Origin of the sequence: Duganella vulcania (genome assembly GCF_009857655.1) — a bacterium.
Lineage (GTDB): Bacteria > Pseudomonadota > Gammaproteobacteria > Burkholderiales > Burkholderiaceae_D > Rugamonas > Rugamonas vulcania.
Window position 1 is genome coordinate 16,102 of the sequence record NZ_WWCX01000017.1, and the last position, 21,525, is coordinate 37,626.

General features: G+C 63.5%; 26 protein-coding genes. 5 read left to right on the forward strand and 21 right to left on the reverse strand.

What is annotated here, in order from left to right:
• Positions 1–16 precede the first annotated feature (16 nt).
• Complete coding sequence (locus GTP90_RS12630; RefSeq protein WP_161083880.1) at positions 17–874, reverse strand: spondin domain-containing protein; 858 nt, start codon at positions 872–874, stop codon at positions 17–19.
• 162 nt (positions 875–1,036) lie between these two features.
• Between GTP90_RS12630 and GTP90_RS12635 the strand changes: the two genes are divergently transcribed.
• The gene (locus GTP90_RS12635; RefSeq protein ID WP_161083881.1) at positions 1,037–1,405 is read left to right on the forward strand and encodes a YbaN family protein; all 369 of its coding nucleotides are present in this window, start codon (positions 1,037–1,039) and stop codon (positions 1,403–1,405) included.
• Between the two features lies 1 nt (position 1,406).
• On the opposite strand, the gene GTP90_RS12640 is transcribed toward GTP90_RS12635, so the two are convergent.
• The 12 genes from GTP90_RS12640 to tyrS form a co-directional block, all read right to left on the reverse strand.
• Complete coding sequence (locus tag GTP90_RS12640) at positions 1,407–1,862, reverse strand: YaiI/YqxD family protein (RefSeq protein ID WP_161083882.1); 456 nt, start codon at positions 1,860–1,862, stop codon at positions 1,407–1,409.
• Entirely contained in the window at positions 1,862–2,917 is a 1,056-nt protein-coding gene (ruvB, locus tag GTP90_RS12645; RefSeq protein WP_161083883.1) for a Holliday junction branch migration DNA helicase RuvB, read from the reverse strand. Before ruvB ends, GTP90_RS12640 begins: the two co-directional genes overlap by 1 nt.
• A gap of 19 nt (positions 2,918–2,936) precedes the next feature.
• Entirely contained in the window at positions 2,937–3,236 is a 300-nt protein-coding gene (locus GTP90_RS12650; protein WP_161083884.1) for a hypothetical protein, read from the reverse strand.
• Positions 3,237–3,456: 220 nt separating this feature from the next.
• The gene (gene ruvA / locus GTP90_RS12655) at positions 3,457–4,035 is read right to left on the reverse strand and encodes a Holliday junction branch migration protein RuvA (RefSeq protein WP_070271126.1); all 579 of its coding nucleotides are present in this window, start codon (positions 4,033–4,035) and stop codon (positions 3,457–3,459) included.
• Between the two features lie 27 nt (positions 4,036–4,062).
• Entirely contained in the window at positions 4,063–4,623 is a 561-nt protein-coding gene (gene ruvC, locus GTP90_RS12660; protein WP_161083885.1) for a crossover junction endodeoxyribonuclease RuvC, read from the reverse strand.
• Positions 4,624–4,710: 87 nt separating this feature from the next.
• On the reverse strand, positions 4,711–6,297 hold the full coding sequence (gene purH, locus GTP90_RS12665) for a bifunctional phosphoribosylaminoimidazolecarboxamide formyltransferase/IMP cyclohydrolase (RefSeq protein WP_161083886.1): 1,587 nt from the start codon (positions 6,295–6,297) through the stop codon (positions 4,711–4,713).
• A gap of 104 nt (positions 6,298–6,401) precedes the next feature.
• A complete protein-coding gene (locus GTP90_RS12670) occupies positions 6,402–6,635 on the reverse strand; it encodes a helix-turn-helix domain-containing protein (RefSeq protein WP_008445162.1) in 234 nt (77 codons plus the stop codon).
• Between the two features lie 107 nt (positions 6,636–6,742).
• Positions 6,743–7,759 carry a tRNA dihydrouridine synthase DusB gene (dusB, locus tag GTP90_RS12675; protein ID WP_161083887.1) on the reverse strand — a complete coding sequence of 339 codons (1,017 nt, stop codon included), beginning with the start codon at positions 7,757–7,759 and terminating at the stop codon, positions 6,743–6,745.
• A gap of 104 nt (positions 7,760–7,863) precedes the next feature.
• Positions 7,864–8,514: a histidine phosphatase family protein gene (locus GTP90_RS12680; RefSeq protein WP_161083888.1), complete on the reverse strand. Its 651-nt coding sequence runs from the start codon at positions 8,512–8,514 to the stop codon at positions 7,864–7,866.
• The gene (locus GTP90_RS12685; RefSeq protein ID WP_161083889.1) at positions 8,511–9,179 is read right to left on the reverse strand and encodes a YbhB/YbcL family Raf kinase inhibitor-like protein; all 669 of its coding nucleotides are present in this window, start codon (positions 9,177–9,179) and stop codon (positions 8,511–8,513) included. The genes GTP90_RS12680 and GTP90_RS12685 overlap by 4 nt, the downstream gene beginning before the upstream one ends.
• 21 nt (positions 9,180–9,200) lie before the next feature.
• On the reverse strand, positions 9,201–9,647 hold the full coding sequence (dtd, locus tag GTP90_RS12690) for a D-aminoacyl-tRNA deacylase (RefSeq protein WP_161083890.1): 447 nt from the start codon (positions 9,645–9,647) through the stop codon (positions 9,201–9,203).
• Complete coding sequence (tyrS, locus tag GTP90_RS12695) at positions 9,644–10,897, reverse strand: tyrosine--tRNA ligase (RefSeq protein ID WP_161083891.1); 1,254 nt, start codon at positions 10,895–10,897, stop codon at positions 9,644–9,646. The genes dtd and tyrS overlap by 4 nt, the downstream gene beginning before the upstream one ends.
• A gap of 157 nt (positions 10,898–11,054) precedes the next feature.
• Between tyrS and GTP90_RS12700 the strand changes: the two genes are divergently transcribed.
• A complete protein-coding gene (locus tag GTP90_RS12700; protein ID WP_161083892.1) occupies positions 11,055–12,437 on the forward strand; it encodes a M23 family metallopeptidase in 1,383 nt (460 codons plus the stop codon).
• A gap of 117 nt (positions 12,438–12,554) precedes the next feature.
• On the forward strand, positions 12,555–13,649 hold the full coding sequence (locus GTP90_RS12705) for an anhydro-N-acetylmuramic acid kinase (protein WP_161083893.1): 1,095 nt from the start codon (positions 12,555–12,557) through the stop codon (positions 13,647–13,649).
• A gap of 102 nt (positions 13,650–13,751) precedes the next feature.
• Here GTP90_RS12705 and erpA read toward each other — a convergent pair whose 3' ends face one another.
• From erpA to GTP90_RS12735, 6 genes are all read right to left on the reverse strand, one after another.
• The gene (gene erpA, locus GTP90_RS12710) at positions 13,752–14,114 is read right to left on the reverse strand and encodes an iron-sulfur cluster insertion protein ErpA (RefSeq protein ID WP_117012885.1); all 363 of its coding nucleotides are present in this window, start codon (positions 14,112–14,114) and stop codon (positions 13,752–13,754) included.
• A 51-nt stretch (positions 14,115–14,165) separates the two neighbouring features.
• Positions 14,166–14,537 (reverse strand): bactofilin family protein, encoded by a 372-nt coding sequence (locus tag GTP90_RS12715; RefSeq protein WP_161083894.1) that lies wholly within the window; start codon positions 14,535–14,537, stop codon positions 14,166–14,168.
• A 69-nt stretch (positions 14,538–14,606) separates the two neighbouring features.
• Positions 14,607–15,644, reverse strand: coding sequence for an N-acetyl-gamma-glutamyl-phosphate reductase (argC, locus tag GTP90_RS12720; RefSeq protein ID WP_161083895.1), 1,038 nt, complete (start codon positions 15,642–15,644; stop codon positions 14,607–14,609).
• A gap of 159 nt (positions 15,645–15,803) precedes the next feature.
• Positions 15,804–16,196: a 30S ribosomal protein S9 gene (gene rpsI, locus GTP90_RS12725; protein WP_008445137.1), complete on the reverse strand. Its 393-nt coding sequence runs from the start codon at positions 16,194–16,196 to the stop codon at positions 15,804–15,806.
• A 9-nt stretch (positions 16,197–16,205) separates the two neighbouring features.
• On the reverse strand, positions 16,206–16,634 hold the full coding sequence (gene rplM, locus GTP90_RS12730) for a 50S ribosomal protein L13 (protein ID WP_008445136.1): 429 nt from the start codon (positions 16,632–16,634) through the stop codon (positions 16,206–16,208).
• A gap of 129 nt (positions 16,635–16,763) precedes the next feature.
• Positions 16,764–18,956: an NHL repeat-containing protein gene (locus GTP90_RS12735; RefSeq protein ID WP_161083896.1), complete on the reverse strand. Its 2,193-nt coding sequence runs from the start codon at positions 18,954–18,956 to the stop codon at positions 16,764–16,766.
• 131 nt (positions 18,957–19,087) lie between these two features.
• On the opposite strand from GTP90_RS12735, the gene GTP90_RS12740 reads away from it, so the two are divergent.
• A complete protein-coding gene (locus GTP90_RS12740) occupies positions 19,088–19,510 on the forward strand; it encodes an OsmC family protein (protein WP_161083897.1) in 423 nt (140 codons plus the stop codon).
• Here GTP90_RS12740 and coq7 read toward each other — a convergent pair.
• Together coq7 and GTP90_RS12750 are read right to left on the reverse strand one after the other, a co-directional pair.
• A complete protein-coding gene (coq7, locus tag GTP90_RS12745; protein ID WP_161083898.1) occupies positions 19,507–20,148 on the reverse strand; it encodes a 2-polyprenyl-3-methyl-6-methoxy-1,4-benzoquinone monooxygenase in 642 nt (213 codons plus the stop codon). The two genes, GTP90_RS12740 and coq7, sit on opposite strands and share 4 nt — an antisense overlap.
• 48 nt (positions 20,149–20,196) lie before the next feature.
• A complete protein-coding gene (locus GTP90_RS12750) occupies positions 20,197–20,631 on the reverse strand; it encodes a hypothetical protein (RefSeq protein ID WP_161083899.1) in 435 nt (144 codons plus the stop codon).
• Between the two features lie 111 nt (positions 20,632–20,742).
• Here GTP90_RS12750 and GTP90_RS12755 point away from each other — a divergent pair, with 111 nt between their 5' ends.
• Positions 20,743–21,522, forward strand: a complete 780-nt coding sequence (locus GTP90_RS12755; RefSeq protein ID WP_161083900.1) for an ABC transporter ATP-binding protein — start codon at positions 20,743–20,745, stop codon at positions 21,520–21,522.
• The last annotated feature ends 3 nt before the right edge of the window (positions 21,523–21,525 follow it).

Here is a 21,525-nt window from a genome sequence, read left to right on the forward strand (position 1 = left end):
GCCGCCCGGCCCGGACTCAGGCGATATCGCCAGCGGCCTCAGCAACCTTGCCCTGCCCCTGGCGGCGGCGCGCGACCACGCCCAGCAGGCCCAGGCCGGCGAACAGCATCGCGTAGGTTTCCGGCTCCGGCACGGCCGTCACCGAGATGTCCAGGCGGCCGATGGATTGCTGGTTGTTGAAGTTCAGCGCGGTCCAGTCGAAGTTGGCCGGCACGTAGTGGCCGTCGTCGACAAAGCTCAGATAGGGATTGCCGGTCGCGACATGCACCACACCGTGCTCGTCGATGCCCTGGTTGGCGGCGCTCTGGCCGCCGCCGATGCCGTAGGCGCCGTTGGCCAGCGAGTAGGCGAAGTTGTTCTGCTCAGTGCCGGCGTCGTACACATGACCGGCGCCGCCCAGCGCCAGCGACAGGCTGCCGCCCCCGGCCAGCGACGACAGGTCGATCGCCTTGGCGTTGTCATTCCCAATGAAGAAATCGTTGCTGAGCACGACCATCGCGGCGTAGCTCAGGTAGCGGTTGGCACCGTTCAGGTCGACGTTGTGCAGCGTGAAGGTGCTGCTGGCGCCGGGGAAGCGCGGGCCGTTCGGCAGCGTGGTTTGCAGGCCGCCGGCAACCTGGCTGGCGAAGTTCGACGTGAGCACGCTGGCGTTGCCGTCCTCGGCTGCGCGCTCGATCGCCACCGAGGCGGCGCTGCCGACGTCGAAGCTGTCGAAGCTGCCGTTGTGCAGGCCCAGCCACAGCGGCGCGACGCCGACCCCGCCGGCCGGCGCGGTGTTGGTGAAGGTGAAGGTGACGTCGGCCGCCTGGGCGGCGCAGGCGGACAGGCCAACGCATGCGGCCAGCACGGCCTTGGCGAGAGTGTAAGATTTCATCTGATGTCTTCCTTTATTATGTGAATGGATGCCGCACCGATGCGCGGCACGTGTTAGTCACATGACATCGCGTTGCCATTACAATGATTTCATTTTTATATTTTTTGTATCCGCTGTAAGGATGGCGCCCACCTCGCCGACTAACCGCCCCCCTCTAAGAACATGAAAATATTCCTGAACCTGGTTGGCTGCCTGGCCGTTGTGCTGGGCATCCTCGGCATCTTCCTGCCGCTGCTGCCGACCACGCCCTTTCTGCTGCTGGCGTCGGCCTGCTTCGCGCGCGGCTCGACGCACCTGCACCACTGGCTGCAGACTAATCCTGTATTCGGCAAATACCTGCGCGACTATGAGAACGGCAAGGGCATCCCCCTGCGCGGCAAGGTGTGGGTGCTGGTCTTCATGTGGGCGTCGCTGGGCTATTCGATGTGGCGCGTGGACAAGCTCTGGCTGCAGCTGATGCTGCTGCTTATCGGCGGCTGCGTCAGCATCTACCTGACCCGCTTCGTGCCCACGCTGCGCCTGCCCAAATGAATCAGGCCTGGCGCCGCGCCTTGCTGATGTGCCGGTCCAGGCTGTTGGCGAAGTTCTGCCGGTCGCTTTGGTTGAAGGCGGCCGGGCCGCCGGTGTCGACGCCGCTGCCGCGCAGCTCGTCCATGAAGGCGCGCATGGTCAGCATCTGCGCGATGTTGTCGTTGGTGTAGAACTCGCCGCGCGGATTGAGCGCGTAGCCACCCTTCTTCAGCACGTCCGAAGCCAGCGGGATGTCGCCGGTGACGACCAGGTCGCCGGGCGCCATCAGGCGCACGATTTCCTGGTCCGCCACGTCGGCGCCGGACGGCACCTGCACCGAGCGGATATGGCGCGACGGCGGCACCCGCAGCAGCTGGTTGGCCACCAGCGTGACCTGCAACGGCACGCGGTCGGCCACGCGGTACAGGATGTCCTTGATGACCGCCGGACAGGCGTCTGCATCGACCCAGATCTGCATCACAGGTCCCACAGTTCGCCGTTGGGATTGGTGCGCGGCGGCGTGACGCCGAAGTGCTTGTAGGCGGCCGGCGTGGCGACGCGGCCGCGCGGCGTGCGTTGCAGATAGCCTTGCTGGATCAGGTAGGGTTCGAGCACGTCCTCGATGGTGTCGGCCGCCTCGCCGATGGCCGCCGCCAGGTTGCCGATGCCGACCGGGCCGCCGCCGAACTTGTACAGCACCGCCTCCAGCAGTTTGCGGTCCATGACGTCGAAGCCGACGGTGTCGACGTCGAGCATGACCAGCGCGGCGTCGGCCACGGACTTGGTGATGTCGCCGTTGCCTTTGACTTCGGCATAGTCGCGCACGCGGCGCAGCAGGCGGTTGGCGATACGCGGCGTGCCGCGCGCGCGGCGGGCCACTTCGACCGCGCCGTCCGGAGCGATGTTGGCCTTCAGCAGCGCGGCGCTGCGGGTGACGATCTGGGTCAGCTCCTCGGTGTTGTAGAACTCCAGGCGGGCGACGATGCCGAAGCGGTCGCGCAGCGGATTGGTCAGCATGCCGGCGCGGGTGGTGGCGCCGACCAGCGTGAACGGTTGCAGGTCCAGCTTGACGGAACGCGCGGCCGGGCCTTCGCCGATCATGATGTCGATCTGGTAGTCCTCCAGCGCCGGGTACAGGATCTCCTCGACCACCGGCGACAGGCGGTGGATCTCGTCGATGAACAGGACGTCGTTGGCTTCCAGGTTGGTGAGGATGGCGGCCAGGTCGCCGGGGCGCTCCAGCACCGGGCCGGAGGTCTGGCGCAGGTTCACGCCCATCTCGCGGGCGATGATGTTGGCCAGCGTGGTCTTGCCCAGGCCGGGCGGGCCGAACAGCAATGTGTGGTCCAGCGCCTCCTTGCGGTTGCGCGCGGCCGCGATGAAGATTTCCAGCTGGTCGCGGATCTTGGACTGGCCGACATATTCATCGAGATGCTTGGGCCGCAAAGCGCGCTCGATCGCCTCCTCATTCGGCGACGATGGCGCCGCGTCGATGATGCGTTGTTCGGTGAAGCTGTCGGTCTGGATGCTCATGCAGTTGCTGGTTGCCTATTTAATCAAGTCTCGGGGTTTTCCGTATTCGCTGCATGTAATCGCTTTGCAGTTTTTTGCTCAGTATTAGCTGCTGCAATTCTGGTTCGGTCAGTATGCGATTAGGGACGCCCGCCAGTTCCGGCGGCGAATCGATTTTCAATATCAGTGATTCTACCTTGCCTTCATCGATCAACTGCCTCCAGGCTTGCAACGATGCTCTCAGCTGTACGAGCCCGGCTGAGATATCGGGCTTCTGACGCGGTGAGGCATTCGAATCCGAACCCGAACCGCTGTCGCCACCAGTATTCGATGTGTCCATGTTGCCTCCGTAGCGCTGAAAGCGCCGCATCCGCAAGGGCCAGCTGTGCAGAGTAATCCTAGCCCATTAAAACCGTAGCACCATGACACAGCCCTTCTGCGCAAGTATGTGACCTCGCAAAATAGCAAGAGTTCCTGCGTCGGCTGGTCCATGATCGGCGGCTCCGCTTGGCTCGATGGTCGAGCATAGGCGGGGCCGCCTGCGATTCGATTGAGGCGGATCAGCCTTTGGACAGCGCCTTCAACGCCTGCTTGATGCCGTCCGAGACGCCACTGCCGGCCGGCACGGTCTTCAACGCCAGCAAGGCTTCCTTGTCGGAGTAGCCCAGCGCCAGCAGCGCGTTCAGGATGTCCGATTGCGAGTCCGGCACCGCGTGCGCGCCGCCGGCGCCGATGTCCGCGCCCAGCTTGCCCTTCAGTTCCAGCAGCAGCCGCTCGGCGGTCTTCTTGCCGATGCCCGGCACCTTGACCAGGCGGCCCGATTCCTGCAGCGTCACCGCCTGCGCCAGGTCGGCGATCGACATGCCCGACAAAATCGACAGCGCGGTACGCGCGCCGACGCCGGTGATCTTGATCAGCTGGCGGAACACCGCCCGTTCCTCGGCGTTGCCGAAGCCGAACAGCAGATGCGCATCCTCGCGGATCGCCTGGTGCGTGAACAGCACCACTTTCTCGCCCACGCCGGGCAGGTTGTAGAAGGTGCTCATCGGCACATCGACCTCGTAGCCGACACCGCCGCAGTCAACCAGCAGTTGCGGCGGATTTTTTTCAAGCAGAATACCTGAGAGACGACCGATCATCGTGTTGTAGCCTTTAAAGAGGAATGTTTACCCGACCAGCCGGCCGTTTTTCATGCGCAGGCCGGCCAGCGGGCCGCTGGCGACCGTGGTCGTGCCCTTGCCGGCGCCTGCGATCAGGGTCAGCGTTTCGCGGCTGTGGGCGTGGCAGATGGCGACGCCCAGCGCATCGGCCGCGTCGGTGCCGGGCAGGCCGGGCAGCGATAGCAGGCGCGCCACCATGTCCTGCACCTGCGCCTTGACCGCGCGCCCCGTGCCCACCACCGCCTGCTTGACCTGCGTGGGCGAATACTCGGCCACGCTCAGCTCGGCCGACACCAGCGCGCAGATGGCCGCGCCGCGCGCCTGGCCCAGCAGCAAAGTCGATTGTGGATTGACGTTGACGAAGACTTGCTCGATGGCGGCGTAATCGGGCTGGTAGAGGCGCGCCACTTCGGCCACGCCGTCCAGGATCACCTTCAGCCGCACCGGCAGGCTACCCTCGCCACTCTTGATGGTGCCGGAAGCGATGTAGCGCAGCTTGGCGCCCTGCTTGTGGATGACGCCAAAGCCGGTCGTGCGCAAGCCGGGGTCGATGCCGAGAATAATCATTCCCGGATTGTAACCGGGAACATTGAATGCTGTATATAAAAACAGTGCGGCGGATGCGTCCGCCGCACTGTGCAAACTACTCAGGTATTAATGGCGGAAGTGACGGGTGCCGGTGTACAGCATGACGACGCCGCGCTCGTCGGCGGCATCGATCACTTCCTGGTCGCGCATCGAGCCACCTGGATGGATCACGCAGGTCGCGCCCGCGTCCACCACCACGTCCAGGCCGTCGCGGAACGGGAAGAAGGCATCCGACGCCACCACCGAACCGGTCAGCGACAGGCCGGCGTTCTGCGCCTTGATCGAGGCGATGCGGGCCGAGTCGATGCGGCTCATCTGGCCGGCGCCCACGCCCAGCGTCATGTTGTTACCGCAGAAGACGATGGCGTTGGACTTGACGTACTTGGCCACGCGCCAGGCGAACATCAGGTCCTGCAGCTGCTGCGGCGTAGGCTGCAGCTTGCTGACCACCTTCAGGTCGCCGATCAGCACGTTCTTCGAGTCGGCCGACTGCACCAGCAGGCCGCCGCCGACGCGCTTGAAGTCCATGGCGTTGACGCCGTTACCCAGCGGGATTTCCAGCAGGCGCACGTTCTGCTTGGCCGACAGGATTTGCTTGGCTTCAGCCGTGAACACCGGCGCGATCAGCACTTCGACGAACAGCTTGGCCAGTTCGGTCGCGGCAGCCGCGTCCACTTCGACGTTGAAGGCGATGATGCCGCCGAAGGCCGAGGTCGGATCGGTCTGCAGCGCGCGCTTGTAGGCGTCGGCCGCGTTGGCGCCCAGCGCCACGCCGCACGGATTGGCGTGCTTGACGATCACGCAGGCCGCGCTCTGGTCGAAGCTGCCCATGCTCTTCACGCATTCCCAGGCGGCGTCCGCGTCGGCGATGTTATTGAACGACAGTTCCTTGCCCTGCAGCTGGCGGTAGTTGGCCAGCGCGCCGTCGGTCTTGACGATGTCGCGGTAGAACGCCGCCGACTGGTGCGGGTTCTCGCCGTAGCGCATGTCCTGCACTTTTTCAAACGCCACGTTCAGCGTCTTCGGATAGGCGTTGCGGCTGCCGTGGGCGCGGGTCGCGTCCAGGCTGGTCAGGTAGTTGGCGATGGCGCCGTCGTACTGCGCGGTGTGCGCGTAGACCTTGGTGGCCAGCGTGAAGCGGGTGTCGTAGCTGACGTAGCCAGGGGCGTTGTCGGTGGCCTTCATTTCAGCCAGCACCACGCCGTAGTCCGACGGATCGCAGATCACCACCACGTCCTTGTGGTTCTTGGCGGCGGAGCGCAGCATGGCCGGGCCGCCGATGTCGATGTTCTCGATCGCGTCCTCCAGCGTGCAGGTGTCCTTGGCGACCGTGGCCTGGAACGGGTACAGGTTGACCACCACCATGTCGATGGTCGGGATGTTGTGTTCTTCCAGCTTGGCCACGTGCTCCGGGAAATCGCGGCGCGCCAGGATGCCGCCGTGGACTTTCGGGTGCAGCGTCTTGACGCGGCCATCGAGCATCTCCGGGAAGCCGGTGTAGTCGGCCACTTCGGTCACGGCCACGCCGTTGTCGGCCAGCAGTTTGGCGGTGCCGCCGGTCGACAGGATGTTGACGCCCATGGCGGACAGCGCGCGGGCGAAGTCCAGCACACCGGTTTTGTCGGAGACGGAGATGAGAGCTTGTTTAATCATGGCTTGAGAGGGCTAGTGGTTGAATAGAGGTACGACGTATTCGGTATTGCGGGTGCGGCAACGGCGGCCGTCCCCAGCCACTCATGCCGGAAAAACGCGCGCTGTTACAACAGGCCGTGTTCTTGCAGTTTCTTGCGCAAGGTATTGCGGTTGATGCCCAGCATCTGCGCGGCGTGCGACTGGTTGCCGTCGGCGCGCGTCATGACCACTTCCAGGATCGGTTTTTCCACGGTCAGCACGACCATGTCGTAGATGTTCGAAGCCTGCTGCTCGCCCAGGTCGTTGAAGTAATCTTCGAGGCTCTTCTGGACTACTTCCTGGATACTTTCTTTGCTCATTTTATATCGTTCGCTTTTAATCTGTTGACGCTGGTAAATCGCCGCGCGGGCTTGTGGCCCCGGCGCTTACCCTTCTGATCCGACTTTTTTAGGCTCTCTACGCCGTCTTATGCTGCTGCCAATTCTTCCGGGAGGCGGTATTGTAACCGCTCGCCGTGTCTCCACTGGGATTCGAAAAATTGATCGACGGCAATCAGTTGTTCTTCGGTGGACTCCAGCAGGTTCATTTCCTGGCGGAATTCCTCGCCGCCCTGCAAGTCGCGCACATACCAGCCGATGTGCTTGCGCGCCGTGCGCACGCCCAGGTAGTCGCCATAGAAAGCATAGTGCGCGCGCAGGTGTTCATCCATCAGGGCGCGCACTTCGTCCACATACGGCGCCGGCAGATGGGTGCCGGTGCGCAGGTAATGGTCGATCTCGCGGAAGATCCACGGACGGCCCTGGGCGGCGCGGCCGACCATGACGGCGTCGGCGCCGGTGTAGTCGAGCACGAACCGGGCCTTTTCCGGCGAGGTGATGTCGCCATTGGCCACCACCGGAATGCCGACCGAGCGCTTGACCGCCGCGATGGTGTCGTACTCGGCGTCGCCGGTGTAGCCGTCGGCGCGGGTGCGGCCATGCAGGGTCAGCATGGCGATGCCGGCGTCCTCGGCGATGCGCGCGATGTTCAGCGCGTTTTTATGGGCGCGGTCCCAGCCGGTGCGGAACTTCAGCGTGACGGGCACGTCGACCGCGCCGACCACCGCCTCGACGATCTGCCGGACCAGCACCTCGTCCTGCAGCAGGGCCGAGCCGCACCAGGCGTTGCACACCTTCTTGACCGGGCAGCCCATGTTGATGTCGATGATCTGGGCGCCGCGCTCGACGTTGAAGCGGGCGCAGTCGGCCAGGTCCTGCGGATCGGCGCCGGCGATCTGCACCGCCTTGGGTTCCATCTCGCCGGTGTGGTCGGTACGGCGCGAGCTTTTTTCGGTCGCCCACAAGCGCGGATTCGAGGCCGCCATCTCGGACACCGCATAGCCGGCTCCGAGCTGTTTGCACAGCTGGCGGAAGGGGCGGTCGGTGACGCCGGCCATGGGGGCGACGAAAACGTTGTTGCGCAGTAAATGAGGGCCGATTTGCACTGGCGATACCTGAACATGAAGAAGGAACCCTCTATTTTAACCGAAGGGGTGCTCAATTAATAAGCACTATTTTTTATGTGGACGACACCTGTGCAGTCTTGACATCAGACGATATCGTCCATCGCGGCCAGGCTCAGGTGATCGACTTCGCCCCAGCTGGTGAGCGCCAACTTACCGTCCGCCCACGTGAAACGGTTGATGCTGGCGTTCTTGACCTGGAAGTCGCGCGGGCTGTCGAGCGACATGCCGACCGCCTCGCGGTAGGCGCACTCCAGCACGCCGCCGTGGGCGACGATGGCGATGGTGCGGCCCGGATGGCGCCGCGCCCAATCGGCGATGCCGCCGGTGGCGCGCTGGTAGAACTGGCGGAAGCTTTCCGCCTCCCGCTCGCCGGCAGGCATCACGGCGTCGATATCACGCGCCTGCCACAGCGCGTACTCGGCCGGGTACCGGCGCTCGATCTCGGCGTACAGCATGCCTTCGAACACGCCGTAGCAGCGCTCGCGCAGCTGCTCGTCGGTCTGCACCCGCAGGCCGTCGTACTGGTCGGCCACGGCTCGCGCGGTCTGCATCGCGCGTTGCAGGTCGCTGGAGACCAGCACGTCCACCTGCTCGGCGGCCAGCGCCTGCGCCAGCGCGGCGGCCTGGCGGGCGCCCTCGTCATTGAGCGGGATATCGGTGTGGCCCTGCAGGCGGCGCACGGCGTTCCAGGCGGTCTCGCCGTGGCGTATCAACAAAATGGTGCTGTTTTTCATGCAATCTTTTTTCTGGACCGGCGCGCCTGGGCGGCCTGGGCCGGGTTCAGCGTGTAGGTGCCGATCAATTGGGCTTCGTCGACGATGTGGCCGTGGATGGCGTTGAGCACGTCGGCGCAGGTGAAGCGCCCTTCCAGTTCCAAGCGCGGCGTATCCAGCGCGTAGATACGGAACATGTAATGGTGGACACGCTCATCGTTAAACGGCGGACAGGGGCCATCATACCCGTAATAGTCGCCGGCCATGGCGGGGTCGGCCGCGAACCAGCCGCTATAGTCGTTCACGCCTTGGCGCAGCGCCAGACCGTCCAGCGCGGCAGCCGGGCCCGGCTTGCCGCGCGCGGTCACGCCGTCGGACAGCACGCCCTCCGCGATCGCCTGCACGCCGACCGGGATGTCGATCAGGCTCCAGTGGAAGAAATCCCCGCGCGGCCGGCCGGCCGGCAGGACGCGGCCGGCGCGGTTGACATCGGTGGCGTCCTGCGGGGCGTCGCCGTCGATGCACAGCAGCACCAGCGATTCGGTGCCGGCCGGCACGTCGCGCCACGCCAGGTGCGGGTTGCGGTTGGCCGACAGGCTCACCTGCCCGTCCTTGCCCAGTGCGGCGAAGGCGTTTTCCGCCGGAATCGCGCCGCCGTTGCGAAAGCTGTCGCTCGAAAGTTTCATGCTCTTCTCCAACCGCCGGTGTTATTTTGCGTTTGTCTGTAGCCAGAACGTCACCGGACCGTCGTTGGTCAGCGACACTTTCATATCCGCGCCAAATTGGCCGGTCTGCACCACCTTATGCTTCTGGCGCGCCTGTTCGACAAAATAATTGAACAGGCGCAGACCGTCGGCCGGCGCGGCGGCCGGCGTGAACGAGGGCCGCGTGCCGGACTTGGTGTCGGCCGCCAGCGTGAACTGCGGCACCAGCAGCAGGCCGCCCTCCACGTCGGTGACGCTGCGGTTCATCTTGCCGGCGTCGTCCGCGAACACGCGGTAGCCCAGCAATTTGGCCAGCAGCGCATCGGCCTCCTTCTCCGTGTCGCCGCGCTCGGCGCACACCAGCACCATCAAGCCGGCGTCGATGGCGCCGACGGTGGCGCCGTCGACCACCACGCTGGCGCCGCTGACCCGTTGCAGCAGGCCGATCATGCGGTCAGCGTGACGCGCGCGAACTTGCGCTTGCCCACTTGCAGCACGAAGGTGCCGGCCTCGATCTTCACGGCCTTGTCGCTGACGACGGTGCCGTCGATGCGCACGCCGCCCTGGTCGATCATGCGGCCAGCTTCCGACACCGACGCGCACAGGCCCGCCGATTTCAGCAGTTGCTGGATGCCGGCCGGCGCGCCCGGCAGCGTGATTTCCGCCACGTCGTCGGGAATGCCGCCCTTGGAGCGGTTGACGAAGTCGTTCAGCGCCTCTTCGGCCGCGGCCTGCGAGTGGAAGCGGGCCACGATTTCCTGCGCCAGCGCCACCTTGGCGTCGCGCGGGTTGGCGCCGCCGTCGACGGTGGCCTTCAGCGCGGCCAGGTCGGCGATCGAGCGGAACGACAGCAGCTCGAAGTATTTCCACATCATGACGTCGGAGATGCTCATGATCTTGGCGAACATGGTGTTGGCCGGTTCGGTGATGCCGATGTAGTTGTTCTTGGACTTGGACATCTTGTCGACGCCGTCCAGGCCTTCCAGCAGCGGCATGGTCAGGATGCACTGCGGTTCCTGGTCGTAGTCCTTCTGCAGCTCGCGGCCAACAAGCAAGTTAAATTTCTGGTCTGTTCCACCTAGCTCAAGGTCTGCCTTCAAAGCGACCGAATCGTAGCCCTGCATCAAGGGATACAGGAACTCATGGACCGCAATCGGAGTCCCACTCTTGAAGCGCTTGCTGAAATCGTCGCGCTCCATCATGCGGGCAACCGTGTAGTGCGAGGCCAGCTTGATCAGGCCGCGCGCGCCCAGCGGGTCGCACCATTCGGAGTTGTAGCGGATTTCGGTCTTGGCCGGATCCAGCACCAGCGAGGCCTGCTTGAAATAGGTCATGGCGTTCTGCTCGACCTGCTCGCGCGTGAGCGGCGGACGGGTGGCGTTGCGGCCGGACGGATCGCCGATCATGGAGGTGAAATCGCCGATCAGGAAGATCACCTGGTGGCCCAGGTCCTGCAGCTGGCGCATCTTGTTGAGCACAACAGTGTGGCCAAGGTGCAGGTCAGGTGCGGTAGGATCCAGTCCGAGCTTGATACGCAGCGGTACGCCGCTTTGTTCCGAGCGCGCCAGCTTTTGCGCGAACTCGCTTTCAATCAGCAGCTCGTCGACACCGCGTTTGGTGATGGCGAGTGCCTCCAGAACGCTGTCGGTCAACGGCAGTACTTTAGAGGGAGCCGGCGGTGTCGAAGAAGAGGTAGTCATAATTTTTTGCGGTATTTTTCAGAAAAAGGTAGGCGGCTTCAGGAGTTTGATATAATCCTCGATCCATCAATCTTGCCGTACGAAAACGAACTTTAATAACAATTAGAAGAAATAAAACGTTCCTGAATAGTTCAAGCGGCAAATTTTAACTGATTGCATGAACCAAATACATAAATTCACAAGCTCACGCTTGTTCAGTCTGCTAGGTTCCACGCGCAAGGCGCGCATCATCAGCGCGTCTGCATTGTTTCTTGCAGTGTGTGCTTTTGGTGCAGCCGGCGTGGCGCCGCTCGCCCCCGACGCCTCCGACCTGCCGGTCAAGTCGGTCCAGGAAACGGTCGCACTGCCGGACCTCAGCTCGCAGATCTCCGCGCTGGAACAGCAATCCTCCAACGAACACTTCGTCCACGAAGAAAAAATCCGCGCCGGCGACACGCTGGCCGCGCTGTTGACCCGTCTCGGCGTGGACGACGAGGCGGCCGAGAACTTTATCAAAAAAGATAAAGTGGCGAAAGGCGTGATGCAGCTCAAGACCGGCAAACGGGTCCAGGCGCAGACCGACGACGAAGGCAACCTGCAATGGCTGCGCGCGGTCGTGGTGGACGGCAAGGACATTCCGGTCAAGAACATCAAGATCACCCGCAAGGGCGACGGCTTTGTCGCGGAAGAAGAAGCGGCCAAGCTGGAGCGCCGCGTGGAAATGCACGCGCGTACCATCAGCTCGACGCTGTATGCGGCCACCGATTCCAGCGAAGACGGCGCCAAGCTGCCTGACACCATCGTCAAGCAGATCGTCGAGATGTTCTCGACCAGCATCGACTTCCGTGGCGACCTGAAGCGCGGCGACCATTTCAACGTGGTCTACGAGACGTTCTGGCAGGACGGCGAGTTTGTGCGAGCGGGCCGCATCCTGGCCGGCGAGTTCACCAACAAGGGCACAACGTACCAGTCGGTCTGGTTCGAAGATCCGCAAAGCAAACAGGGCGGCGGCTACTACAGCTTCGACGGCAAAGCCCTCAAGAAAGCCTTCCTCAAATCCCCGGTTGAATTCTCCCGTATCTCCTCTGGCTTCGCGATGCGCGTGCATCCGATTTCCGGCCAGTGGAAACAGCACAAAGGCATCGACTTCCCGGCACCGACCGGCACCCCTATCCGCGCATCCGGCGACGGCGTGATCGATTTCGCCGGCACCCAGAACGGCTACGGCAACTTCGTCATGATCAAGCACTGGGCCAACTACACCACGGCCTACGCCCACATGAGCCGCTTTGCGCCTGGCATCAAAAAGGGCACCAAGGTCAGCCAGGGTGACGTGATCGGCTACGTCGGCACCACCGGCTGGTCGACCGGCGCGCACTTGCACTACGAATTCCGCGTCGGCGGCGAAGCCAAGGATCCAAGCACGATGAACGTGCAAGCCCAGGCGCCGCTGACGGCCGCCGAAATGTCGCGCTTCAAGGCCTACGCCGCCGACATGTCGCACCGCTTCGCGCTGCTGCAGCCGGGCGGTTCCGGCGGCACCCGCGTCGCGGCGAAGTAAGCCGCACGAAAGTAAGCTACATCAAGACAGGCCGCCTCAGCGGCCTGTTTTTTTATCCGTGTGCGACAGCGCCGGCCGGCTCAGGCAAAATACGCTTTTCAGTTTCGGGGTGCGGCTATGTCTTTGTATATCGGTTTGATGTCCGGCACCAGCCTGGACGGCGTGGACGGCGCGTTGGCGCGCTTCAGCGGCGACGCCATCGACACGCTGGCGGCCGCCTACGTACCCTTCCCGCCCGCGCTGCGCGCCGAGCTGATGGCCCTGCAGGCCGCCGGCCACAACGAGATCGAACGCGAGGCGCTGGCCGCCAACCAGCTGGCGCGGCACTACGCCGATTGCGTGCAGGCGCTGCTGGACGGCGTCTCGCTGCAGGCGCAGGACATCCGCGCGGTGGCCGTGCACGGCCAGACCATCCGCCACCGTCCCGAGCTGGGCTTTACGCGCCAGACCAATAACCCGGCCCTGCTGGCCGAGCTGTGCGGCATCGACGTGGTCGCCGACTTCCGCAGCCGCGACATCGCCGCAGGCGGCCAGGGCGCGCCGCTGGTGCCGGCCTTCCACCAGGCGCTGTTCGGCAAGGCCGGCCAGACGCGGGTGGTGGCCAATATCGGCGGCATCTCCAACATCAGCGTACTGGCCGACGGCAAGGTGACCGGCTTCGACACCGGACCGGGCAATGTGCTGATGGATGCGTGGATCGCCCGCCACCTGGGCAAGGAATTCGACCAAGACGGCGCCTGGGCGGCCAGCGGCAAGGAAATCCCCGGCCTGCTGGCCAATATGCTGGCCGAACCCTACTTCGCGCTGCCGGCGCCCAAGAGCACCGGCCGCGACCTGTTCCACATCAATTGGCTGGACCGGCACCTGGCGTCCTTCCCCGCCGCCGCGCCGGAAGACGTGCAACGCACGCTGACGCGGCTGACGGCGCTCACGCTGGCGCAGGCGATACAAGCCCACGGCGCGGGCGCGGACGCGGTCTACGTGTGCGGAGGCGGCGCCTACAACGGCGTGTTGATGGATGAGCTGGGCGCGGCCTTGGGCGCGCGCGTGGTGGTGGCGTCGACCCAGGCGCTGGGCGTGGCGCCGAACCGGGTCGAGGCGATGGCCTTCGCCTGGCTGGGCTACCGCTTCACCGAGCGGCTGGCGGGCAACCTACCGAGCGTGACGGGCGCCAGTGGCGATCGGGTATTGGGCGCCCTCTACCCGCGTTGACGTCATTCCCGCGCAGGCGGGAACGACAGGCAAACAAAAACGGCGGCACAACCGGAGTTGTCCGCCGTTGATCGCAGCCGGCCGGAGCCGGACTACAGCAACTTATACCGAGAACGACGAGCCGCAGCCGCAGGTCGACGAAGCGGTCGGGTTCTTGATGACGAATTGCGCGCCTTCCAGGTCGTCCTTGTAGTCGATTTCCGCGCCGACCAGGTACTGGTAGCTCATCGAGTCGATCAACAGCTGGACGCCGTTCTTGATCATGGTGGTGTCGTCTTCGTTGACGATTTCGTCAAACGTGAAGCCGTACTGGAAGCCGGAACAGCCGCCACCCTGCACGAACACGCGCAATTTCAAATCTGGATTGCCTTCTTCCTCGATCAGTTGGGCGACCTTTTGCGCCGCGCTGTCGGTGAAGATGATGGGCGACGGAATTACTTCTTGCGATTCGGCGACAGCATTCATTTCAGACTCCTACGTGAAAACATTTGATCCATTATAGACCGTTGGCGTAAATCATGCTCCAGAGACCGCCAAAAGGGGCTCCACGCCGGAGCTGTCGCGATGGGTCAATGTGCCCAACACCTGTGCGCCGCCGTGCATTTCCAGCACTTTATAACTGACATCCCCAATGATACGGGCGCTGGGCTGGATTTCAAGCAAATCCCCACTGAAAACACAACCTTTCACCTCGCCGTTGACGACCAGGTGATCGCAATGTATCTCGCCTTCCACACGAGCGTGCTCGGCAACGACCAGATAGCTCGGATATCCTGCTTCCGCGACAACATTGCCGACGACCTCACCGTCAATGCGCATCCCGCCGCGAAACAGCAAGTTGCCTTGCACGCGGGTGGTGGCGCCGATCAGGCTGTCCATGGCGATCATGTGCGGCTTTCTGCTGGCAGGGTGGGCGGGAATTTCTAATCTACTATCCCCGCCCCGCCGCACTTTGATTTACGGCAGCAGCGCGATCTGCGTCAGGCCGGTGGTTTCCTCCAGGCCGAACATCAGGTTCATGCACTGCACCGCCTGGCCGGATGCGCCCTTGACCAGGTTGTCCTGCACCACCAGCACGATCACGGTGTTGCCGTTGTCCGGACGATGCAGCGCCAGGCGCAGCATGTTGGAACCGCGCGTGGAACGGGTCTCCGGATGCGAACCGAACGGCATCACGTCGACGAACGGCGAATCCTTGTACTGCTCTTCGAACAGCGCCTGCAGCTGTTCGTTGCTGACATCCTTGGTCAGGCGGCCGTACAGCGTCGAGTGCATGCCGCGGATCATCGGCACCAGGTGCGGCGTGAACACCAGGCCGACCTTGTCGGCGGTGAATTTCTGCAGCTGGGCCGAGGTTTCCGGCGTGTGGCGGTGGCCGGCCACGCCGTAGGCCTTGAAGTTGTCGCTCGACTCGGAGAACAGCGTGCCGATCTCGGCCTTGCGGCCGGCGCCGGACACGCCGGACTTGCAATCGGCGATCAGCGCGCCGGCGTCGATCAGGCCGGCCTTGAGCAGCGGGTAGTAGCCCAGCTGCATGGTGGTCGGATAGCAGCCCGGATTGGCGACCAGGCGCGCGCCCTTGATGGCGTCGCGGTTCAGTTCAGCCAGGCCGTAGGCGGCTTCTTCCAGCAGTTCCGGGCAGGTGTGGTCGATCTTGTACCATTTTTCAAAGACAGCCTTGTCCTTGATGCGGAAATCCGCCGCCAGGTCGATCACCTTGACGCCGGCCTTGAGCAGCTCGGGCGCCTGCGCCATCGCCACGCCGTGCGGGGTGGCGAAGAACACCACGTCGCACTGGCTCAGGTCGGCCTTGTCGGGCGACGAGAAGGCGAGGTTCACGCGGCCGCGCAGCGAAGGGAACATATCGGCAACCGGCAAGCCATCTTCCTTGCGCGACGTGATAGCCGTCAGCTGCACATCAGGGTGGACTGCCAACAGTCGCAGCAATTCCACTCCGGTGTATCCGGTGCCGCCGACGATGCCAACTTTGATCATGTTCTTTCCTTGAATGAGGTAATGCGTGGAGGGGACTGCCATTTTATCAGGCATATGCGACAGCCGTATTACCGCTGCCAGATAGCAAAAAAGCCGCCCGGCACAAGGCCGGCGGCTTTTTTGAGGGCGCGCCGCAAGCAGCGCACCACAGCGTAAAAATTAACGCTTCGAGAATTGTTTTGCGCGACGTGCTTTGCGCAGACCAACTTTTTTACGTTCAACTTCACGTGCATCGCGGGTAACGAAGCCGGCGCGTGCCAGATCGCCCTTCAGCGCTGCATCGTAGTCGATCAGGGCGCGGGTGATGCCGTGACGCACAGCACCTGCCTGGCCGGACTCGCCGCCGCCGTGAACGTTGACTTTGATGTCAAAACGCTCAACGTTGCCGGTCAGTTCCAGTGGTTGACGAATAACCATCAGGCCGGTTTCGCGGGAGAAGTACTCAGCCGCTGGCTTGCCGTTAACGATGATTTGGCCAGTGCCAACTTTGATAAACACACGAGCTACTGCACTCTTGCGACGGCCGGTGCCGTAATTGTAGTTACCGATCATGTCAGTTCCTTAGATTTCGAGTGCTTTAGGTTGCTGAGCAGCGTGCGGGTGCGAACCTTCAGCGTACACTTTCAGCTTCTTGATCATTGCGTAGCCCAGTGGGCCCTTCGGCAGCATACCTTTGACGGCTTTTTCCAGAGCACGGCCTGGGAAACGCTGTTGCATTTTCAGGAAGTTGGTCTCATAGATGCCACCTGGGTAGCCCGAGTGACGGTAGTAGGTCTTCTCGGTTGCTTTGGTGCCGGTCACGCGCAGTTTGCCTGCGTTGACGATGACGATGAAATCGCCGGTGTCGACGTGAGGAGTAAATTCTGGCTTGTGTTTGCCGCGCAGTCGGAGTGCCACTTCGCTGGCAACACGTCCGAGGACTTTGTCCGTCGCGTCAATCACGAACCAATCGCGCTGGACTTCGTGGCCCTTAGCGGAAAAAGTTTTCATGTTGACTTCCTAAATAATAAAACACGCTCAAATGGTGGTTCCGCCATGGCTTCAGCGGACTCGGCCTTCTTATTTACTTTCCTGAGCGAACGGAAAGCCGACAAGTATAAGCTGGAACCGCCCGCTGAGTCAAGCCGCAATCCCGACGGAATCAGGCGCGGCGGCCTGGTAGCTGAAAACATTGACCACATTGAAAGTCGTGTCGGGCACGTACAGGCGTCCCCGGTCGGCGTAGATGAAGTACGGCATCCAGACGCCGCCCGCGTCCGGGTATTTCTTGAACACGGAAATGCCGGACTCGTAATGCAGCGTATCGTCGCCGATGCGGAACATCTTCAGCGCGCGGTTGACCAGGTCGTTGACGATCAGGCGGTCGCCGTCGATGCACACGCTGGCCGGCAGCATGAAGTTTTCGTAGTCGACGTTGACATCGTCGCAGTAGCCGAGGTGGCCGTAGCTCCACAGGCTGTTGCCCTCGCGGTCGAACACGCGCAGGCAGTTGTTGAACTGGTCGCAGACGAACAAGCGGTCCTGGCCGTCGATCGCGATGTCGCAGGGCGTGAAGCCGTCGTCGTCGCGCCAGCGGAAGTTTTTGCGGAACTCCACGTAGCCGGTCGGCTGGATCTGCCACATCGAGATGCGGTTGTTGAGCGAATCGGCGATGTAGATCTCGCCATGGCTGTTGACCGCGATCCCCTGCGGCGCCTTCAGCGTGCCCTCGCCGCCTATGCCCGCGCGGCCGAACGGCACGCCGTAGTTGATCAGGTAGCCGGCCGGGTTGAACTGGTACATGGTCACCGTGCACAGGTTGAAGTTGGTGACGAACACGATGGGCGTGCCCGGACAGATCTGCCCCAGCGGCGGCGTGTGCGGATAGTAGACGTCCATCGCCAGGTCGCCCGGCACGAAGAAGCCGCGCATCATGTCCTGCAACTGGCGGTAGGGATCGCTCTCGGTGCTGAAGGTCTTCATGCACCAGTTGCCGGAATCGATGTTCAGCGAGGCGTTCTCCATGCGCGCCAGCGGATCAAAGCCCAGCTGGGTGCGGAACTGGTCGTACCAGTACTTGTAGATGCTGGTGGTGGTCCGGGCCCAGTAGTCGATCCAGTTGCCGCCCACGGTGGCGTCGCGCGGCAGCATGCGGCGCTCGCGCTTGAAGCCGATCACCGACGTCATGCAGTTGAATTGCGAGGTCGAGCGCAGCCGGTTCTGGTCGTCGCGCCGGTGGCCGACCGATTCGATCAGCAGCGCATCCTCCTCGCCCCGCGCGCGCGGGATGCGCACCTTGATCACGCTGGACGCGAACGGCTCGCTGATGAAATACACGTCCGGCTCGTCCTCCGCCGCGCAGACCTGGTACGGCCCGACAAACACCACGTCCTCCAGCGCGCCGTAGACCAGGTCGGACAGCGAATGCACCGGCTCCAGCGTATGGTTCCACAACGGCAGCAGCCCATTGACCACGCCGACCTGTCCGCCGTCGAGGTCGTAGATCGTGATGGCGTTCTCGATGTGCCCCGGCACGAACACGCGGTCGCCGATCACGCACACCGAGCGCATCACGTTGAACTTGCCGATGCCGCCGGGCTTGCTGTGCTGGTGCAGCATGACCGTATCGTGCGGCGCCTGCACGCACTCGTTGACGATGGGCCAGTCGGTGCTGATCTTCAGCACCTCGTAGTGGCCGGTGTTGGCGAGATAAAGATTGCCCTTCCCGTCGCTGGCCAGGCCTTGCGGCCACAGCAGTTCATGGCGGACGCCGGGCCCCGCCACATGGCGGAACTGCGCGACAAACTCGCCCTCCAGCGTGAACTTCACGCAGCGGCTGGCCAGGTCGTCGGCCGTATGGAAGAACTCGTCGCAGACATACAGGTAATCGACGCCGTCGCGCTCGCGCACCACCGTGATGCCGTTGGGGTCGGACAGCGGCAGGTAGCGGCTGTCGCCCTGGCCGAAGGCATAGCTGAACCAGACTTCGTCCCCGTCGTAGGCGAAGGCCACCACGCGGCCGTGGCCCATGTCGGTGCAGTACATCAGCTGGTGGGTGGGATGGGGGCAGACATGGAAGGGCATCAGCAGGCGCGGCGCCTCGGGTGTGTCGTCGCCGGGGCCTTCGATCACGTGCAACAGCGTGGACAGGTCGGCCGAGAACACCAGCACGCGGCTGTTGCCGGTGTCGCACACCCACAGCCGGCCGTAACTATCGGCATGCACGCCGACCGGCGAATTGAGCGTGAAATCGTCGGCCAGCGGCCCCGTCGGCGTGGTGCCCGGCGCCGTCAGTTCGCCGTAGGAACAAAGGTATTCGATAGCATGACTCATCGCCGACTCCTTGATCTATGTCAACAAATTATGCGATCCCGGCGCGCCCACGGCAAGGAAAAAAACCTCATGCAAGCCAGTCCGGCCGGACTCCTTTACAATACGCGCAACGATTTATAACGGAGAAAACGATGGAATGCAAAGTCAGCTGGAATGGCCCGTCGGGCATGAGTTTCTTGGCCCAGACCGGTTCCGGCCACATGGTCAACATGGATGGCGCGCCCGAGGGCGGCGGCCACAACCTGGCGCCGCGTCCGATGGAAATGGTGTTGCTGGGCACCGGCGGCTGCACGGCTTATGACGTGGTGCTGATCCTGAAGAAGGGCCGCGCCGACATCCGCGGTTGCGAGTGCACGCTGACCGCCGAGCGCGCGGACACCGAGCCGAAAGTGTTCACCAAGATTAATTTCCACTTCACCGTGACCGGCAAGGACTTGAAGCCCGAGGCGGTGGAACGGGCAATCACGCTGTCGCACGACAAGTACTGCTCGGCGTCCATCATGCTCGGCAAGACCGCCGAGATCACGCATTCGTTCGAGATTATCGAGGCTTAAATGTAATACGCGGTGGAGGTCATGATCTTGCCCATCACCGCCATCACCGCCTGCACCGGGGCCGGCATCTGCGCAGCGCCCAGCGCCTGCGCGGCGGCGCCGTGTTCGATTTCATCGATCCGCATCTGCTCGACAATGGCGCGCGACTTGGCGTCCTGCGGCGGCAGCTTGTCCAGGTGGCTGGCAAGATGCGCCTCCACCTGCCGTTCCGTCTCCACCACAAAGCCCAGGCTGCGCGCATCGCCCAGCACCGCCGCCACCGTGCCCAGCGCATACGCGCCCGCATAGAACAGCGGATTGAGCACGCTGATGTGCGAATTCAATTCACCCAGCCGCTGCGCGGTCCAGGCCAGATGGTCTTCCTCTTCCCTGCCCGCCTGCTCGAACTGCGCGCGCATCTGTTCGGTCTTGGCGAAGCGGCCCTGCGAGTTGTACAGCGCCTGCGCGCACACCTCGCCCACGTGGTTCACGCGCATCAGCCCGGCGCTGTGGCGGGTCTCCGCCTCGCTCATCTGGGCATCGGCCGCGTGCAGCGCGGGCGTCGGGCGCGAGGCCGAGGCGACGCCGGTGATCACGCGCAGCGCCTTGTCGGCGCCGGCGATCAATCGGTCCAGCGGGGTGTGGTGGTAGGCGGCCATGGGCAAACTCGCATTCAAAACGAAAGCAATATTATAAAGGCCGCCGCCTCAATTTGCCTCGGCCGCCTCGCGCAACTGGCGCTGGCGTTCGATGTAGTCGGCCACCGGGCCGCGCACGTCGATCTTGGAAATGTCCTTCGCCACGCTCAGGTTCAGGCCCAGCAGGAAGGGGATGTTCTCGATCGGCACTTCCGGGCAGTGCTCGGCGAACGCACGCAGGAAGCGCTTGGACTCCACCACCGGCACCACCTTCTCCCCGCTCATGTATTGCAGGATGCTGGTGATGCTGTGGCCCTTGCCGATGCTGTGGTAGATGAAGCGGTTGAACTCGCGGTCCAGCTTGTCGAAGTCCAGGGTTTCCTTGGTCATCAGGCCGGACAGGTAAAACAGCCCCAGCGCCACGCGGAAGAAACCGGTGGACTCGCGCCGGTCCACGCCACAGTGGGTCACGGCCAAGATCTTTTCCTGCAGTTGAGGATGCATTTTCTGTTCTTCTCCCATATCTGACTATAGCAAGACATTTGTACAACCAGTAGCTTGCACGTAAGATTTTTTACATGCTACTCTTAAAATTTTCTCAACAAGGACAGAACCATGATCGAGGTCAGGGGTCTCGCCAAGCGCTTCCGGACGGCCTCGCGCGGCGGCAAGCCGGCCCAGGGGCGCGATCCGCGCGAGCACGACGGCTGGTTCCACGCGGTGCGCGACGTCAGCTTCCGCTGCGCGCCCGGCGAGGTGCTGGGCCTGCTCGGTCCCAACGGCGCCGGCAAGACCACCACCCTGCGCCTGCTGTCGACCGCCCTGAAACCGGACGCGGGCAGCATCCACGCCAACGGCATCGACCTGCTGAGCGATCCGCTGGCCGCGCGCCAGCACATCGGTTTCCTGTCCGGCACCACCGGCCTGTACGGCCGCCTGACCGCGCGCGAAAACGTCGAATACTTCGGCCGCCTGCACGGCATGAGCCCGCCCTACCTGAAGCGCCGCTGCGACGAACTGTTCGAGCTGCTGCAGATGACCGAGTACGGCAACAAGCGCGCCGACCAGCTGTCCACCGGCATGAAGCAGAAATGCTCGATCGCCCGCACCGTGGTGCACGAGCCGCAGATTGTCATCCTCGACGAGCCGACCACCGGGCTGGACGTGATGTCGGCCAAGATCCTGCTGGACTTCATCGCCAGCTACAAGGCGCTGCACGTGCCGCTGATCTTCTCCACCCACCACCTGCACGAGGTGGAAAAGCTGTGCGACCGCGTGTGCGTCATCAACCACGGCAAGACCGCCTTCCACGGCACGGTCGACGAGCTGCGCCACCTGGGCGGCAGCGCCGACCTGTACGACGCCTTCGTCGGCGTCATCAACCGGGAGGCCTGAGCC

What these genes read in the sequence shown, in the direction of transcription:
- GTP90_RS12735 (WP_161083896.1), bottom strand. Translation starts at nt 18,956, where the DNA reads ATGAGTCATGCTATCGAATACCTTTGTTCCTACGGCGAACTGACGGCG.
- GTP90_RS12640 (WP_161083882.1), bottom strand. Translation starts at nt 1,862, where the DNA reads ATGCAGATCTGGGTCGATGCAGACGCCTGTCCGGCGGTCATCAAGGAC.
- GTP90_RS12650 (WP_161083884.1), bottom strand. Translation starts at nt 3,236, where the DNA reads ATGGACACATCGAATACTGGTGGCGACAGCGGTTCGGGTTCGGATTCG.
- dtd (WP_161083890.1), bottom strand. Translation starts at nt 9,647, where the DNA reads ATGATCGGCCTGCTGCAACGGGTCAGCGGCGCCAGCGTGGTGGTCGAC.
- tyrS (WP_161083891.1), bottom strand. Translation starts at nt 10,897, where the DNA reads ATGACTACCTCTTCTTCGACACCGCCGGCTCCCTCTAAAGTACTGCCG.
- rplM (WP_008445136.1), bottom strand. Translation starts at nt 16,634, where the DNA reads ATGAAAACTTTTTCCGCTAAGGGCCACGAAGTCCAGCGCGATTGGTTC.
- GTP90_RS12670 (WP_008445162.1), bottom strand. Translation starts at nt 6,635, where the DNA reads ATGAGCAAAGAAAGTATCCAGGAAGTAGTCCAGAAGAGCCTCGAAGAT.
- coq7 (WP_161083898.1), bottom strand. Translation starts at nt 20,148, where the DNA reads ATGGCCGCCTACCACCACACCCCGCTGGACCGATTGATCGCCGGCGCC.
- erpA (WP_117012885.1), bottom strand. Translation starts at nt 14,114, where the DNA reads ATGAATGCTGTCGCCGAATCGCAAGAAGTAATTCCGTCGCCCATCATC.
- GTP90_RS12635 (WP_161083881.1), top strand. Translation starts at nt 1,037, where the DNA reads ATGAAAATATTCCTGAACCTGGTTGGCTGCCTGGCCGTTGTGCTGGGC.
- argC (WP_161083895.1), bottom strand. Translation starts at nt 15,644, where the DNA reads ATGATCAAAGTTGGCATCGTCGGCGGCACCGGATACACCGGAGTGGAA.
- rpsI (WP_008445137.1), bottom strand. Translation starts at nt 16,196, where the DNA reads ATGATCGGTAACTACAATTACGGCACCGGCCGTCGCAAGAGTGCAGTA.
- GTP90_RS12700 (WP_161083892.1), top strand. Translation starts at nt 11,055, where the DNA reads ATGAACCAAATACATAAATTCACAAGCTCACGCTTGTTCAGTCTGCTA.
- GTP90_RS12715 (WP_161083894.1), bottom strand. Translation starts at nt 14,537, where the DNA reads ATGATCGCCATGGACAGCCTGATCGGCGCCACCACCCGCGTGCAAGGC.
- ruvC (WP_161083885.1), bottom strand. Translation starts at nt 4,623, where the DNA reads ATGATTATTCTCGGCATCGACCCCGGCTTGCGCACGACCGGCTTTGGC.
- purH (WP_161083886.1), bottom strand. Translation starts at nt 6,297, where the DNA reads ATGATTAAACAAGCTCTCATCTCCGTCTCCGACAAAACCGGTGTGCTG.
- GTP90_RS12740 (WP_161083897.1), top strand. Translation starts at nt 19,088, where the DNA reads ATGGAATGCAAAGTCAGCTGGAATGGCCCGTCGGGCATGAGTTTCTTG.
- GTP90_RS12630 (WP_161083880.1), bottom strand. Translation starts at nt 874, where the DNA reads ATGAAATCTTACACTCTCGCCAAGGCCGTGCTGGCCGCATGCGTTGGC.
- GTP90_RS12685 (WP_161083889.1), bottom strand. Translation starts at nt 9,179, where the DNA reads ATGAAACTTTCGAGCGACAGCTTTCGCAACGGCGGCGCGATTCCGGCG.
- GTP90_RS12680 (WP_161083888.1), bottom strand. Translation starts at nt 8,514, where the DNA reads ATGAAAAACAGCACCATTTTGTTGATACGCCACGGCGAGACCGCCTGG.
- ruvB (WP_161083883.1), bottom strand. Translation starts at nt 2,917, where the DNA reads ATGAGCATCCAGACCGACAGCTTCACCGAACAACGCATCATCGACGCG.
- GTP90_RS12750 (WP_161083899.1), bottom strand. Translation starts at nt 20,631, where the DNA reads ATGCATCCTCAACTGCAGGAAAAGATCTTGGCCGTGACCCACTGTGGC.
- ruvA (WP_070271126.1), bottom strand. Translation starts at nt 4,035, where the DNA reads ATGATCGGTCGTCTCTCAGGTATTCTGCTTGAAAAAAATCCGCCGCAA.
- GTP90_RS12705 (WP_161083893.1), top strand. Translation starts at nt 12,555, where the DNA reads ATGTCTTTGTATATCGGTTTGATGTCCGGCACCAGCCTGGACGGCGTG.
- GTP90_RS12755 (WP_161083900.1), top strand. Translation starts at nt 20,743, where the DNA reads ATGATCGAGGTCAGGGGTCTCGCCAAGCGCTTCCGGACGGCCTCGCGC.